Here is a 13,127-nt window from a genome sequence, read left to right on the forward strand (position 1 = left end):
TCCTTATCTGTGCGCCAGAAGGACTTCGGTGTCCGCTCCGGCCGCCGCGGCACGGGCACTGTGCGTGGCATCGGTGGCCGCGCGGAGCGAGACGGCGTCACGCAGAAGACGCTCCACGCCGTATTCCGCCAGGTAGCCGTAGCCGCCGTGGGATTGCAGCGCGGCCGCAGCGACGGAGATCGCACGTTCGCAGTTCCGGGCGAGCACCGCGGCCGCCCGGTGCGGTGTTTCGGGCGCGGCCAGGGCTTCCGTGAACGCCTCTGCCGCTGTGGCGGACTGCTCGAAGAGCGACTGGCGGACCGTGGGCAACGCGGTGAGCGGAGCCCCGAATTGGACTCGCTCGCGCGAATAGGCGAGGGCGCGCTCCGCCGCCTCAGCGGCTATCCCGGCCGCGATCGCGCCACCCGCGAGCTGCAGGCGTGCGCGTACCCCGGGGGTCATGGGAAATCCGTTCACCGGTGCGTCGACGGTCGCCGAGATGGTCATCGCGCCCGCAAGACCGGTTCGGCGCAGCACATCCCCGTAGCCGAGCGAACCCGGCTCGATCAGCCAGGCGGTATCACCGCCGAGCACCAGCACGTGCGGTGACCGTCCCGCGGGGTCCAAACGCGACAGACGCCCACGCAGACGAGCTTCGTCCTGGTTCAGCTCGCTTCGCGGCGAATCGGCGTCCACTACGCACACCAGGTCTCGTGCCGCGTGCACGGATTCCAGCACCCGTCCGTCGAGAACCTCCGCCGCCGCGTGGGCTTGTGCCGACGACCAGGCCAACGCCGGCCAATATCGTCCCAACGCGGCCAGCGCGGTCAGGCGGAGCACCAGCGGCGCTCCCCCGCCGCCCCGCTCTTCGCCGGCGCCCAGCGTCCAGAGCCCGGCGTCGGCCAGGGCGTGCCGCGCTTCCCCGATCTTGTCCGGGGCGTCGTCGCCGGGCGCTTCGCCGTATTTCGCGACCACGGCGTCGACGAGATCGATCACGTCCCGCTGATCCTGGGACAGTGGGATCCCGCTCACTGCCAGAACCTTTCGGGGTCCGGCGCCCTGCGCTCGGCGAACGCATTGCTCATCTCGTGCGCCTCACCGGTCGTGAGGTAGAGGGACAACTGTTGATCGTGGGCCATCCGCGCCTGGCCGGAAACTCCGTTGTGGCGGGCGGAGAAGGCCGCCTTCATCCCGCCGATGGCCAGTGGGCTCCGCGAGGAGATCTCCCTCGCGACCGAACGGGCGCGCGCCAGCAGGTCCGCGGCGGGGACGACGTCGTTGACCAGGCCGCGCGCGAATGCTTCCTGGGCGGAGTACTTCCGGTTGAGGTACCACATCTCCTTCGCCCGCTTGCGGCCGATCGAGTCCTCCAGGTACCAGCTGCCGTATCCGGCGTCGAAGCTGCCGACGAGCGGGCCGACCTGGCGGAACACCGCGTTCTCCGAAGCGACGGTGAGGTCGCAGACGTTGGCGAGCACGTTGCCGCCACCGACCGCGAACCCGTTGACCGCGGCGATGACCGGCTTCGGAATGGTGTCGATCGCCTGGTACACATCGATGATCGGCAGGACCTGTGACTGGTCCAGTGACGTGGTCTCGTCGTGCTCGCCGCCGATGCAGAAGAACTTCTCGCCCGAGCCCGTCAGCACGGCCGCACGCAGCCTCGGGTCCAGCCGAAACCGCTGCAGCACGTCGAACAGCTCCAGGCAGGTCTGGTGCCGGAACTTGTTCGCCGCTTTCTCCCGGTTGATCGTGATGGTCAGCACCGGCTCGTCGCGCTCGACGAGGATGTCTTCGTAGTCGGTCATTTCCCGGCCTCTCGCGTGCGGAATCCCTTGCCGTTCTTGGTGCCCAGCCGCCCGGCCGCGACCATCGCCCGTAGCAGGGGCGGTGGCGCGAAGGCCGGGTCGAGCGTCGCGTCGTAAGCGCTGCGGGTCGCGTGCTCGTGCACGTCGAGCCCGATCATGTCCAGGAGTTCCAGCGGCCCCTGCCGGTAGCCGAGGCCGAGTTTCAGCGCGATGTCGAGGTCTTCGGCAGACGCGAGATCGTCGTCGAAGGCCTGGACGACGTCGTTGAGGTAGGGCATCAGCAGCCGGTTGACCAGGAACCCTGGCCGGTCCTTGACCACGACCGGTTCCTTGCCCACGGCCTGGACGAAAGCCTTGAGCCGGTCGAGCACCGCGGGTGCGGTCTGCAGTGCCCGTACGATTTCGATGATCTTCATGAGCGGGGCGGGATTGAAGAAGTGCAGTCCAGCGAAGCGTTCCGGGTGCGACACCGCGGTCGCGAGCTCCGACACCGACAGCGCCGACGTGTTGGTGGCGATCACACTGTCGGGCGCCACGACTTCGGAGACCTTGGCCAGCAACACTTTTTTGACGTCGGCCCGTTCGGTGACGGCTTCGATCACGAGCCGGGCGTCAGCGAGGTCGGCGAGCGTGGTCGTCGCGCGGACCCGGCCCAGGATCGTGACGCGCTCGTCGGCGGTGATCTTGCCGCGGTCGACGCCGCCCTGCAGGAACTCGCCCAGCCGCCGCATGCCATCGTCCCCACGCGACTGATCAGCCTCCAGCACGGTGACCTGCGCGCCACCGGCAGCCGCGACCTGGGCGATGCCCGCGCCCATCGTGCCGAAGCCGAGGACCGCGACCCTTTCGAACTCAAGCATTGATGCTCCTCGCTTGTCGGTGCCCGGCGGTCACGAGCCGAACAACCGGGTGTCGTCGTAGGTGTAGAAACCGCGGCCGGTCTTGCGCCCCAGATCCCCGGCGGCGACCATCCGCCCGACCATCGGCGGCGGGAAGAACCGCGGCTCCCGGAGCTGTTCGTACAACCGCGTCGCGACCTGCTGGTGGATGTCGAGGCCGACGATGTCGAGCAGCCGGAACGGGCCCATCGGGTGGCCCAGCGCGCCGGTGACCGCGGTGTCGATGGACTCCTTGGTGCCGAGCCCTGTCTCCAGTGCGGTGATGCAGCTGTTCTCCCACGGGATCAGGAAGCGGTTGACGATGAACCCCGGCCTGTCCTTCGTGACGACGATCGTCTTGCCGACCGACTCCAGGTATTCGGCCGTGACGCGGTGTGCCCAGCCGGCGGTGTGCCGCCCGTTCGCCACCTCGACCAGCTTCATCAGCGGCGCCGGGTTGCAGTAGTGCGTGCCGACGACCCGCTCGGGCCGTTTCGAGCCCGACGCGATCGCCGTCACCGACAGCGTGGACGTGTTGGTGTGGAAGACGGTTTCGTCCGAGACGATGCCGTCGAGCTCACCGAAGAGTTCCTTTTTGACTTCGAGGTCTTCGAACACGGCTTCGACGACCACGTCGCAGTCGGCGAGGTCCTTGAGATCCGTGGTACCGGTGATCCCGGCCGACCCGGCGGCACCCCGCTCGGCCGTCAGCCTGCCGAGCTTCACGCTCTTGTCCAGGAATCCGCGCACGGTCGTCAGCCCGCGTTCGACTCGGTCGTCGGTCAGGTCGTACAGCAGGGTCCGGTGCCCCGCGCGCGTCGCGACCGTCGCGATGCCCGAGCCCATGGTGCCCGCGCCGAGCACGGCCACGGTCTTGGTTGCGTTTGTCACCGTTCTTCAGCTCCTCCTCTGGTGAAAGCGGCTCAGTGCGCGGCCTGGCCGCCGTCGATGACGATGGTTTCGCCGGTCATGAAGTCGGATTCGCGGCCGGCCAGCAGGCGCACCCACGGGCCCAGCTCGGCGGGTTCGCCCATCCGCCTGGCCGGAATCGCGCGCACGACTTTCTCCGTCGTGGCGGCGTCCGCGCGCATTTCGGCGTTCAGCTCGGTGGCGAAGTAGCCGGGCGCGATGGCGTTGACCTGGATGTTGTGTCTCGCCCATTCGATGGCCATCGAGCGGGTGAAAGCGATGAGGGCGGCTTTCGACACCGAGTAGGCGGCGTGGTTGGCGACACCCATGAGCCCGAAATTGGAGGCGACGGTGATGACCTTGCCGGAGCGCTGCTTCACCAGGTGCGCGCCGGCCGCCCTGGTCAGCAGGTAGGCGCCGCCGAGGTTGGTGGCCAGCACCCGGTTCCACTCCTCGGGGTCCTGCTCCAGCAACGGGGTGCTGGCGAGGATTCCGGAGTTGTTGACGACGATGTCGACCCGGCCGAACGCTTCCACGGTCCGGTCCACGAGGTTCCGCACCGCCTTGCCGTCGGTGACATCGGTGGGTACCGCGAGCGCTTCCCGGCCTGCCGCCTGTGTTTCCTTGACGAACGTGTCCAAATCGGACGATGTGCGCGCGGCCACGGTGACGGCGGCACCGGCCTCGCGCAGTGTGGTGGCGATCGCCCGGCCGAGGCCCCGGCTGGCACCGGTGACGATGGCGACCTTGCCTTCGAGTGATCCGGTCATACCAGCTCCTCGACCTTGCGTGCGGTGTCGCGCCCGATCAGCAGGCGCTGGACTTCGTTGGTCCCGTCATAGATCTGGGTGACCTTCGCGTCGCGCAGGCCACGCTCGACGCCGAGATCCGCCAGGTCGCCGTGGGGGCCGAGGATTCGCGCGGCCTCGACCGCCGCGCGGAAGCCGAGGTCGGTGCAGCTCTGCTTCATGATCCCGATCTGCCCCGGCGACGGGGATTCCTCGCGGTCGACTTCGCGCGCGATCGCCAGCAGCAGCAGCCGTCCTCGCAGGATTTCGCCGCGCAGATCGGCGAGCGCGAACGTGGCCTCGTCCGGGAATCGCTTGCCATGGATACACCGCAATGCGGTCAGAGTCCGCCCGTAGACCGAACGCGCGATCCCCACGCCCTGCGCGGCCGCGCTGATCCGGGACTTGATGACCGACGTCAGCACGATCGGCCAGCCATCCCCCTCCGCGCCGAGCCGGTTGCCCGCCGGAACTTCCACGCCGGAGAGGAACAGTTCCGCAGTGGAGGACCCGTGCATGCCCATCTTGACGAACGGCTGTCCGCGGGTGAGCCCTGCGCTGTCTCCGTCGACGACCAGCGCGGTGATCCCCTTGCGGCGCATGGCCGGATCGACTGTCGCGAAGCAGACGACGACGTCGGCGCGATCCCCGGTGGTGATGAACGTCTTGGATCCGATCACGGTGTAGCCGACGACCTGACCGTGTTCGGTCCTCGGCACCGCACGGGTTTTCAGGCTCGCCGCGTCGCTTCCCGCGTCCGGCTCGGTGATTCCGAGTGAGCCGTAGCGCGTTCCGTCGAGCAGACCGGGGATGTAGCGGGACGCGAGTTCTTCGGTCCCGGCCTTCCAGATCGGGTAGGCCGCGTGCATCTGCGTCATGTAGACGAGACTCGTGGCCGCGCACCCCGCGGCGATCTCCTCCATCGCGACGGCGTACGCCACGTTGGTGTCTTCGGTGCCGCCCCAGCGTTTCGGAAAGATGAGCCCGGCCAGGCCCGCGGCGGCGAGCGCTTGGTAGCTGTCGTGGGCGAAGGTGTGGGTGCGGTCCAGTTCCTCCGCACGCGGCGCGACTTCGGCGGCCACGACGTCCCGGACGCGGGCTCGCACGGCGAGTTCGCGGTCGTCGAGCAACCGGTCGCTGGCCGACTCGTCGAGCGCGTTCTGCACGGCGACGTAGCGGTCGGCATCGTAGACGCCGGATAGCGCTGTCATCGGTTCTCCCGTGTCACGGAGGGAAACTCGGGCGCACGACGTTGTTTGAAAGCCTCGATACCTTCGGCCGCTTCGGCGCCGCCGGTTGCGATGGCGGCCAGCGAGGTTTCGTAGGCCAGCTCCGCTTCTGTCGGTGCGCCGACGCGGAGCGCGCGCAGGATCGCCACGTGCGCGCGCGGGCCCCGGGCCGCGATGTCCCCGGCCAGCTTCACCGCCGTGGGAAGCAGTTCCCCAGGCTCGACCGGTTCCAGCGGGCTCAGGCCCAGTTCGTAGGCCCGCTGCGCCGAAAGCCGGTTGCCGGAGAGCATCACGTGCGCTGCCACCGGCGTCCCGACCACTCGCCGAAGCCGCTGCGTGCCGCCATAGCCGGGAATGAGCCCGAGGCCGGACTCCGGCAGGCCGAAGGAGGCACGCTGGGACAGCACGGAAAAGGTACTCGCGAGCACGAGTTCGAAACCGCCACCCAGGGCCAGGCCGTTCACCGCAGCGATGACCGGCACCGGGCTGTGCTCGATCGCGGCCAGGATGCGCTGGCCCTCGCCGAGGATTTCTTGCGCGCGATGCGCGTCGAGGCCGGCCAGCTCGTCCAGGTCCGCGCCCGCGCTGAACGCCTTCTCCCCGGCCCCTGTGAGGACGATCGCACCTGCACCGGAGGCGGTCAGCCGCCTGATTTCCTCCGCCAGACCGCGCAGGGTCGCGGAGTTCAGTGCATTGTGGACCTTCGGGCGGTCGAGCGTGATCGTCGCGACCGGTCCGTCGTGCGCCACGAGCAGTTCGTTGCCGGACATGCGTCAGTTCTCCTCGTTCCCGAACACGACCGCCCCGGCCTCGGCCAGTTCCGTGATCCGCTGGTGGGGCACACCCATCTCTTCGAGCACCTCGCGGGTGTGCGCGCCGAGCGCCGGGAAGCAGGTGTTGCGGATCTCGGGCACCGAGCCGAGCCGAAACGGGCTGCGGACGCCGTAGAGACCTTCGCGCTCGGGCACCGGCAGTAGACTCTGGCGCGCCTTGAGCTGGGGATCCGCCACGACCTCGGACAACGTCTGTACCAGCGACGCGGGCACGTCGGCTTCGGCGAACACCTTCAGCCACTCGGCCGCCGTGCGCTCGCGGAGCCGTTCGCCGATCACCTCGGTCAGGTGGGAGCGGTGCGCCCGGCGGCCGGCGTTGTCGCGAAGGGCCGGGTCCGCGGCGAGTTCTTCGAGTTTGATCGCGGCGCAGAAGCGTTGCCACATCAGGTCGTTGCCGATCGCGATCACGATGTCGCGGTCGGCCGTGGGGAACGGCTGGTAGACCGCGAGCACGGAGTCCGTCCCGCCGCTGGGCGCGGGCTCCGGCTCGCCGGCGAGGTAGGCCGCGATCCGGGGTGCCATCAGGGCGAGGTCGGTGTCCAGCAAGGAAACGTCGATGAGGTCGCCGTCGCCGGACGTGCGCTGGCGGACCAGCGCGGCGTTGATCGCCAGCGCCGCGCTCATCCCGGTGACGATGTCCGACAGCGCGGTCGAGACTCGCTGCGGCGAGCCGCCTTTCGCCCCGGTCACCGACATCAGGCCCGATCGCGCTTGCGCCGCCAGGTCGTAGCCGGGGAGCCGGTGGTCCGGGCCGTCGAGGCCGTAACCCGACATCGCGCAGTAGACGATCCGGGGACAGCGTGCCCGGACCGTCTCCGGGTCGAGCCCGAGGCGAACCAGCTTGGACGGGTTCATGTTCTCCATGAACACGTCCGCGCTTCCGATCAGCGAGTGCACCAGCTCCAGCCCCTCGGCCGTGCGGAGGTTGACCACCATCGACCGCTTGTTGCGGTTCGCCGAGGCGAACCACGCGGACGTGCCGTCGGCGAAGGGCGGGCCCCAGCCGCGGCAGTCGTCGCCCACGTCCGGTCGTTCGACCTTGATCACGTCGGCGCCGAGGTCGGCCAGGTACATCGAAGCGGTCGGGCCGGCGTAAGAGGTCGTGAGATCGAGGACCCTCACGCCGGCGAGTGGTCCGGCCACTCCGCTCCGGCGGGAAGACGCGTGCGAATGCATGACCCGATACTGTCCGACATTAAAAGCATGTGTCAATAGGCGCCGAACTGCTTACTACTTGACGATACCTCGGCTGGTGCCCAAGATGTCCCCATGTCCACTGCTTTCCGGCAGCCATGACGACCCAGCGCGCGGCGGAGCGGACCCCGTTCGGTTTCCGGGTCGTAACGCCGCTCATCGCCAGCGCGGTCCTGAATCCGGTCAACTCGACGCTGATCACCGTGGCATTGGTGCCGATCGGTCAGTCCTTCGGTGCCGGGCCCGCCCGGACGGCCTGGCTCATCAGCTCCCTCTACCTGGCCACTGCGGTCGCCCAGCCCGTCGTCGGCCTGTTTGTGGACCGGTTCGGCGCCCGGCGCGTCCTGCTGACCGGCGCCGCGGTGGTGATCGCCGCAGGTCTCGGCGGTCTGCTCGCGCTCTCGTTGCCCTGGCTGGTCGGGGTGCGGGTGGTGCTGGGAATCGGTACCTGCGCGGGGTTCCCCGCCGCGATGGCGGTGGTGCGGACGCGGGCGGACGCCGCCGGTTCCGGGGTGCCCAGCCGGGTGCTGTCGGTGCTGGGCATGTCTTCCCAGACCGTCATGGCGATCGGGCCCGCGCTGGCGGGCGCGCTGATCGGCTTGTTCGGCTGGCCCGCCATCTTCGCGGTCAACATCCCGCTCGGGATGGTCGCGCTAGTGTCCGCCCTGCTGTGGGTGCCGCGGGACGAGCGCCCGGCACGGACCGGTGTGCCCGTCGACATCGCGGGGATCGTGTTGTTCGCCGCGACGCTGGTCGTCTTGCTGTTCTTCGTCATGGCCCCGTCGGTGCACGAGTTGTACCTGGTCGCCGTGACGGCGGTCCTGGCCGTCGCGTTCGCCTGGCGGGAACTGCGCGCCGGCGAGCCGTTCATCGACCTGCGCGTGCTCGCCGGCAACAGCGCCCTGCTGCTGACCTACCTGCGGCAGGCGCTCGGGCTGTTGATCGTGTACTCGATGATGTACGGCTACGCGCAATGGCTCGAAGCGGCGCACGGGTTCAGCGAATCGAAGGCCGGCCTGGTGATGGTGCCGATGTCGGTGATCGCCATGCTCGCGTCCGCCGCCTCCGGGCGCGCGACGGGCGTCCGGATCCGCCTGGTACTGGCGGCATCCGCGTTGTGCGGTGGCTCGGGGTTGCTGTTCTCGATCTCTTCGGCCACCCCGTTCGCCGCGCTGGCAGGGCTCGCCGCCCTCTTCGGGCTCGGCCAGGGGCTGATCGGCGTGACGAACCAGACAGCGTTGTACGGCCAGGTTTCCGCGGACGCGGTCGGCACGGCCAGCGGGCTGTTCCGAACGGCCCAGTACCTCGGCGCCATCGCCGCGTCGACGCTCATCGCGCTGTGCTTCGGCAGCCATGTCACGTCGGCCGGCCTGCACCGGCTCGCCTGGTCGCTGGCCGGGGTGGGCGTCGTGCTGCTGGCCGTGACCGTCACCGACCGAGGACTGGGCGCGCCCGCCGGGGCGCGCTGACGAAGATGGGAGATCAATGGTCTGGCAGGGCAACTACGGCAAGCTGTTCGTCGGCGGCCGGTGGGCCGATCCGGCGTCGGACGACAAGCTCCGGGTGATCTCGCCGTTCACCGAAGAGGTGATCGCGGAGGTTCCGGCCGCGACGAAATCCGATGTGGACAGTGCGGTCACGGCGGCACGAATCGCGTTCGACCACGGGCCATGGCCACGCCTGCCACTGGAAGAACGGTTGGAGGTCGTCCGCCGGCTGCACGCACGGCTCACCGAAGACCAGGACGTCGTCGCCGCGTTGATCACCGAGGAGATGGGCTGCCCCATCACGCTGGCCAAGAAGATCCAGGCGACCGCGCCCCGGGCCGCCGCCGCGGCCTTCCTCGAACTCGCCCCGTCCTACCCATTCCGTTCCGTGCGGACGTCGGACTCCGGCAACGCGTTGGTGCTGCGGGAACCCGTCGGTGTGGTCGCCGCGATCGTGCCCTGGAACGTGCCGATGGCGATCTCCGTGATGAAGCTCGCGCCCGCGCTCATCGCCGGCTGCACGGCGGTTCTCAAGCCGTCGCCGGAAACACCGCTGGACGCCTACCTGCTCGCCGAAATGCTCGAATCCGCGGGCCTGCCGCCCGGGGTGGTGAACGTCGTCCCAGCGGAGCGGGAGGTCAGTGAACACCTCGTCACGCACCCTGGCGTGGACAAGGTGACGTTCACCGGCTCCACGGCCGCGGGCAGGCGGATCGCTTCCCTGTGCGGGCAGGACATCCGCCGCGTAACGCTGGAGCTGGGCGGCAAGTCGGCCGCGATCGTGCTGGAGGATGCCGATCTCGATGCCACGGTCGAATCCCTGCGGCTGGGCTCCCTGCGCAACAACGGCCAGGTGTGCAGCCTCAAGACCCGCATCGTGGTGCCACGCTCGCGGGAGACGGAGTTCGTCGACCGGCTGACCGGGATGGTCGCGTCGATGCCGGTCGGAGATCCTGCGGACCCGGAGACCCAGATCGGCCCGCTCGTGAGCGCGCGCCAGCGGGAACGCGTCGAGTCCTATGTCGAGATCGGCCGCGCGGAGGGCGCGAAGCTGGCGCTCGGCGGCGGGCGTCCCACGGGCCTGGACCGGGGATGGTTCGTGGAGCCCACCGTGTTCACCGGCGTGGAGCCCGGAATGCGGATCGCCCAGGACGAGATCTTCGGGCCGGTGCTCGCGGTGCTGACCTACGAGGACGAGGACGAGGCGGTCGCGATCGCCAACGACTCCGCCTACGGGCTCAACGGCGCGGTGTTCACCGCGGACCTCACCCACGGGCTCGACATAGCCGCGCGCATCCGCACCGGAACCGTCGAGCTGAACGGGAATCCGGTGGGCAGGCACGCCCCGACCGGCGGGTTCAAGACAAGCGGGATCGGCCGCGAAATGGGCCCCGAGGGATTCGACGCGTACGTGGAGCTCAAGACCGTCGGCTTGCCCGCGGAGTTCGCGGCGAGCCTGACCTGACCGGGATGGCCGGCCGGTGACACCCGGCCGGCCATCCCGGTCATGCGCTGAGCGCGGGCAGGACTTCTTCGCCGATCAGCCGGACCGATTCCGCGGCCGGCTCGACAGGCATACCCGCCCAGTGCGTACGCAGGACGAAGTGGTCGATGCCCAATTCGTCCCGCCACGGCAGCAGGGCACGGACACAGTCTTCGGGCGAGCCCACGATGAAGCGCTGGTCGGCCAGTTCGTCGTAGGGGATGTCGAAGGACTCCTTGTCCGGCATCACCTTGTCCTGCCCCCATTTCGCGTACATCCGGTACTTGTCGGCGAGGTACTTCGACGCGAGTTCGGCGGCGGTGGCTCGGTCCTTCGCGCAGAAGATCTCGCGCATCGCGGGGAGTTCCACCGGCGCGGCCAGCCCTGTCGCGTCACGCTCGGAGTGGAACAGCTTCAGCTGACGACGCACGGTGTCGATCGTCGCGTGAGGGTTGATCATCCACGCGTCCGCGAGCCGAGCGGCCCGGCGCACCGCGGGGTCGCTGTTGGCGGCCATCCAGACCGGGGGCCGCGGCTGCTGCAGCGGCCTGAGCGCGAGCCGCGCCCCGTCCAGCCTGCACCAGGGCAGGTCGGCGTCGACCGTCTCACCGGCCCACAGCCGGGTCACCACGTCGAGATTGGCCTCGAAGCGGGCCGCGCTCCCGGTCATCGGGACGCCGAGCGCATCGTATTCGGGTTGGCGGTAGCCGAGCCCGACCCCGAAGGTCAGCCGCCCGCCCGAGATCACGTCGAGCGCGGCGAAATGCTCCGCCACTTCGACCGGGTTGTGCAACGCGAGCAGGAGAATGCCGACGCCCACCCGCATATCGCCCGCGTCCGCCGCGAGCCGGGCCAGGAACGGCACCGGCTGCATGTCGGTGACCTCGCCACTGAGGAAGTGCTGGCCGGTGAACACCGCGTGCCACCCGGAATCCCGGGCCACCCGCAGCAACCGCAGCTGTTCGTCCAGCGCCTCCCTCTGGTCGGTGCCGAGCGGTTGCTGATTGGCCAGCATCAAGCCGAATTCCACTGTTTCACCCTTCTGCCTGGAGCACTTTCCGCTCCTCGTCGCGGCGCGCGGAGGCGTCGCGGAGCCGGTACCGCCTGGTCTCGGGCAAGACCAGCACGACCAGGAACGCGAACACACCGATCGCCACGCCGTAGAAGGCGGGCGCCAGCGGTGACCCGAAGCCAGTGACGAGTGCCGCCGCGATCAGCGGCGCGGTACCGCCGAAGATGGCGTTGCCCAGGTTGCTGGATATCGCGTGCCCGGTGCAGCGGACCGCGGTCGGGAACAGCTCGAGCTGCGCCACGAACCCGGCGGCGACGCAGGGCGCGGCCGCGAGCACCAGCAGCACCTGGCCCAGACACGCACCCGCGACGGTGCCGGACGAGGCCAGCTTGAACGCCGGGTACGCGACGACGGCGAGCAGCGCGGTTCCGCTGAGCAGCAACGGTTTGCGGCCGACGCGGTCCGCCAGCGCACCGAAGACCGGAAACAGCAGGGCAAGGACCGCGACCGCCCCGGCGTTGGACAGCAGTGCCGCCGTGTGCCCGAGACCCGCGACCTGGACCAGGAACGTGTACATGAACCCGAGCAGCAGGTACGACACGACGGCGTGCGCGGAGCCCAGCAGGGTGACCAGCAGCATCGACTTGATCCTCGGTCGCGCCGCTGTCCGAAGTGGATCGTCCGCCGCCTTCTCGATCGCGGCTTCGGTGAACTCTTCGGGGTCGTCGAGTCGTTTGCGCAGCCAGAAACCGGCCGCGCCCAGCACTCCGCCGATGAGGAACGGGATCCGCCAGCCCCAGCCGACGTACGCGGCCTCCCCCATCCCGGACCGCACTGCCAAAACGAGAATCCCGACGAGCGCGGCGGGCAGGAACGCGGTGCAGGCGGCGAAGCCGACCCAGCGGGCGCGCCGCCCCTCGGGGGCGGACTCGATCACGTACGCGTAGCTTCCGCTGGATTCCCCGCCCAGTGACAGGCCCTGGCCGAGCCTGCACACCACCAGCAGGACCGGCGCGAGCACGCCCACGCTTTCGAAGGTGGGCAACAGCCCGGCTGCCGTCGTACAGGCACCCATCAGCAGCACGGTCGTGGTGAGGACGTTGATCCGTCCTTTCCGGTCTCCCAGGAAACCGAAGAGGAGGCCGCCGAGCGGGCGGGCGAAGAACGCCAGCGCGTAGACGGCGAAGGTGCCCAGCATCGCGGCCGTGGGGTTCGACTTCGGGAAGAAGTGGACGGCTAGCACGGGTGCCGAGAAGCCGAACAGGAAGAAGTCGTACAGCTCCCCCAGATTGCCGATCGAAGCGCCGGCGATGCGGCGGCGCGCGGTCACGGGCGACGTCATTGTCGTCCTCCTTCGGTGGATTCAGGGATCGCGCGCACCGTCGGCAAGTCTCCGACCAGGCAAAACCGTGCGCAATATCACCAGAATGTCTGACTTTACTGATAGTGTCAAGACACTTGATGCCGCTAGTTGACGCATTATCTAATGTCCGACAGTATCGGACTTGCCGAAGCCGATTCCTGGGA

The 13,127-nt window shown here is 69.2% G+C and carries 12 protein-coding genes; 2 read left to right on the forward strand and 10 right to left on the reverse strand.

Annotated features, from left to right (window positions below; translation table 11 throughout):
* Positions 1-3 precede the first annotated feature (3 nt).
* From FPZ12_RS09890 to FPZ12_RS09925, 8 genes are read right to left on the reverse strand one after another with little or no spacing between them, the layout of a single operon-like run.
* Positions 4-1,011, reverse strand: a complete 1,008-nt coding sequence (locus tag FPZ12_RS09890; RefSeq protein ID WP_144760269.1) for an acyl-CoA dehydrogenase family protein — start codon at positions 1,009-1,011, stop codon at positions 4-6.
* Complete coding sequence (locus FPZ12_RS09895; RefSeq protein ID WP_144760266.1) at positions 1,008-1,787, reverse strand: enoyl-CoA hydratase-related protein; 780 nt, start codon at positions 1,785-1,787, stop codon at positions 1,008-1,010. Before FPZ12_RS09895 ends, FPZ12_RS09890 begins: the two co-directional genes overlap by 4 nt.
* Positions 1,784-2,647, reverse strand: coding sequence for a 3-hydroxyacyl-CoA dehydrogenase family protein (locus tag FPZ12_RS09900; RefSeq protein ID WP_144760263.1), 864 nt, complete (start codon positions 2,645-2,647; stop codon positions 1,784-1,786). Before FPZ12_RS09900 ends, FPZ12_RS09895 begins: the two co-directional genes overlap by 4 nt.
* 30 nt (positions 2,648-2,677) lie before the next feature.
* Positions 2,678-3,556: a 3-hydroxyacyl-CoA dehydrogenase family protein gene (locus tag FPZ12_RS09905; protein ID WP_144760260.1), complete on the reverse strand. Its 879-nt coding sequence runs from the start codon at positions 3,554-3,556 to the stop codon at positions 2,678-2,680.
* Between the two features lie 32 nt (positions 3,557-3,588).
* Positions 3,589-4,344: an SDR family NAD(P)-dependent oxidoreductase gene (locus tag FPZ12_RS09910; protein WP_144760257.1), complete on the reverse strand. Its 756-nt coding sequence runs from the start codon at positions 4,342-4,344 to the stop codon at positions 3,589-3,591.
* Positions 4,341-5,573 carry an acyl-CoA dehydrogenase family protein gene (locus FPZ12_RS09915; RefSeq protein WP_144760255.1) on the reverse strand — a complete coding sequence of 411 codons (1,233 nt, stop codon included), beginning with the start codon at positions 5,571-5,573 and terminating at the stop codon, positions 4,341-4,343. Before FPZ12_RS09915 ends, FPZ12_RS09910 begins: the two co-directional genes overlap by 4 nt.
* Positions 5,570-6,361: an enoyl-CoA hydratase/isomerase family protein gene (locus tag FPZ12_RS09920; protein WP_144760251.1), complete on the reverse strand. Its 792-nt coding sequence runs from the start codon at positions 6,359-6,361 to the stop codon at positions 5,570-5,572. Before FPZ12_RS09920 ends, FPZ12_RS09915 begins: the two co-directional genes overlap by 4 nt.
* A gap of 3 nt (positions 6,362-6,364) precedes the next feature.
* A complete protein-coding gene (locus FPZ12_RS09925) occupies positions 6,365-7,546 on the reverse strand; it encodes a CaiB/BaiF CoA transferase family protein (RefSeq protein ID WP_243769769.1) in 1,182 nt (393 codons plus the stop codon).
* A 170-nt stretch (positions 7,547-7,716) separates the two neighbouring features.
* On the opposite strand from FPZ12_RS09925, the gene FPZ12_RS09930 reads away from it, so the two are divergent.
* Positions 7,717-9,087: an MFS transporter gene (locus tag FPZ12_RS09930; RefSeq protein WP_144760245.1), complete on the forward strand. Its 1,371-nt coding sequence runs from the start codon at positions 7,717-7,719 to the stop codon at positions 9,085-9,087.
* A 16-nt stretch (positions 9,088-9,103) separates the two neighbouring features.
* The gene (locus FPZ12_RS09935; RefSeq protein ID WP_144760242.1) at positions 9,104-10,570 is read left to right on the forward strand and encodes an aldehyde dehydrogenase; all 1,467 of its coding nucleotides are present in this window, start codon (positions 9,104-9,106) and stop codon (positions 10,568-10,570) included.
* Positions 10,571-10,610: 40 nt separating this feature from the next.
* Here the strand turns inward: FPZ12_RS09935 and FPZ12_RS09940 are convergent, their stop codons facing one another.
* Together FPZ12_RS09940 and FPZ12_RS09945 are read right to left on the reverse strand one after the other, a co-directional pair.
* Complete coding sequence (locus tag FPZ12_RS09940; RefSeq protein ID WP_243769770.1) at positions 10,611-11,618, reverse strand: LLM class flavin-dependent oxidoreductase; 1,008 nt, start codon at positions 11,616-11,618, stop codon at positions 10,611-10,613.
* Positions 11,619-11,622: 4 nt separating this feature from the next.
* Complete coding sequence (locus tag FPZ12_RS09945; protein ID WP_144757130.1) at positions 11,623-12,942, reverse strand: MFS transporter; 1,320 nt, start codon at positions 12,940-12,942, stop codon at positions 11,623-11,625.
* Positions 12,943-13,127: the final 185 nt, after the last annotated feature.

Source organism: Amycolatopsis acidicola (genome assembly GCF_007713735.2).
In the GTDB taxonomy this organism is placed as follows: domain Bacteria; phylum Actinomycetota; class Actinomycetes; order Mycobacteriales; family Pseudonocardiaceae; genus Amycolatopsis_E; species Amycolatopsis_E acidicola.

Coding starts and splice junctions, on each gene's coding strand:
- FPZ12_RS09900 (WP_144760263.1), bottom strand. CDS start 2,647: ATGCTTGAGTTCGAAAGGGTCGCGGTCCTCGGCTTCGGCACGATGGGC.
- FPZ12_RS09935 (WP_144760242.1), top strand. CDS start 9,104: ATGGTCTGGCAGGGCAACTACGGCAAGCTGTTCGTCGGCGGCCGGTGG.
- FPZ12_RS09930 (WP_144760245.1), top strand. CDS start 7,717: ATGACGACCCAGCGCGCGGCGGAGCGGACCCCGTTCGGTTTCCGGGTC.
- FPZ12_RS09945 (WP_144757130.1), bottom strand. CDS start 12,942: ATGACGTCGCCCGTGACCGCGCGCCGCCGCATCGCCGGCGCTTCGATC.
- FPZ12_RS09910 (WP_144760257.1), bottom strand. CDS start 4,344: ATGACCGGATCACTCGAAGGCAAGGTCGCCATCGTCACCGGTGCCAGC.
- FPZ12_RS09920 (WP_144760251.1), bottom strand. CDS start 6,361: ATGTCCGGCAACGAACTGCTCGTGGCGCACGACGGACCGGTCGCGACG.
- FPZ12_RS09895 (WP_144760266.1), bottom strand. CDS start 1,787: ATGACCGACTACGAAGACATCCTCGTCGAGCGCGACGAGCCGGTGCTG.
- FPZ12_RS09915 (WP_144760255.1), bottom strand. CDS start 5,573: ATGACAGCGCTATCCGGCGTCTACGATGCCGACCGCTACGTCGCCGTG.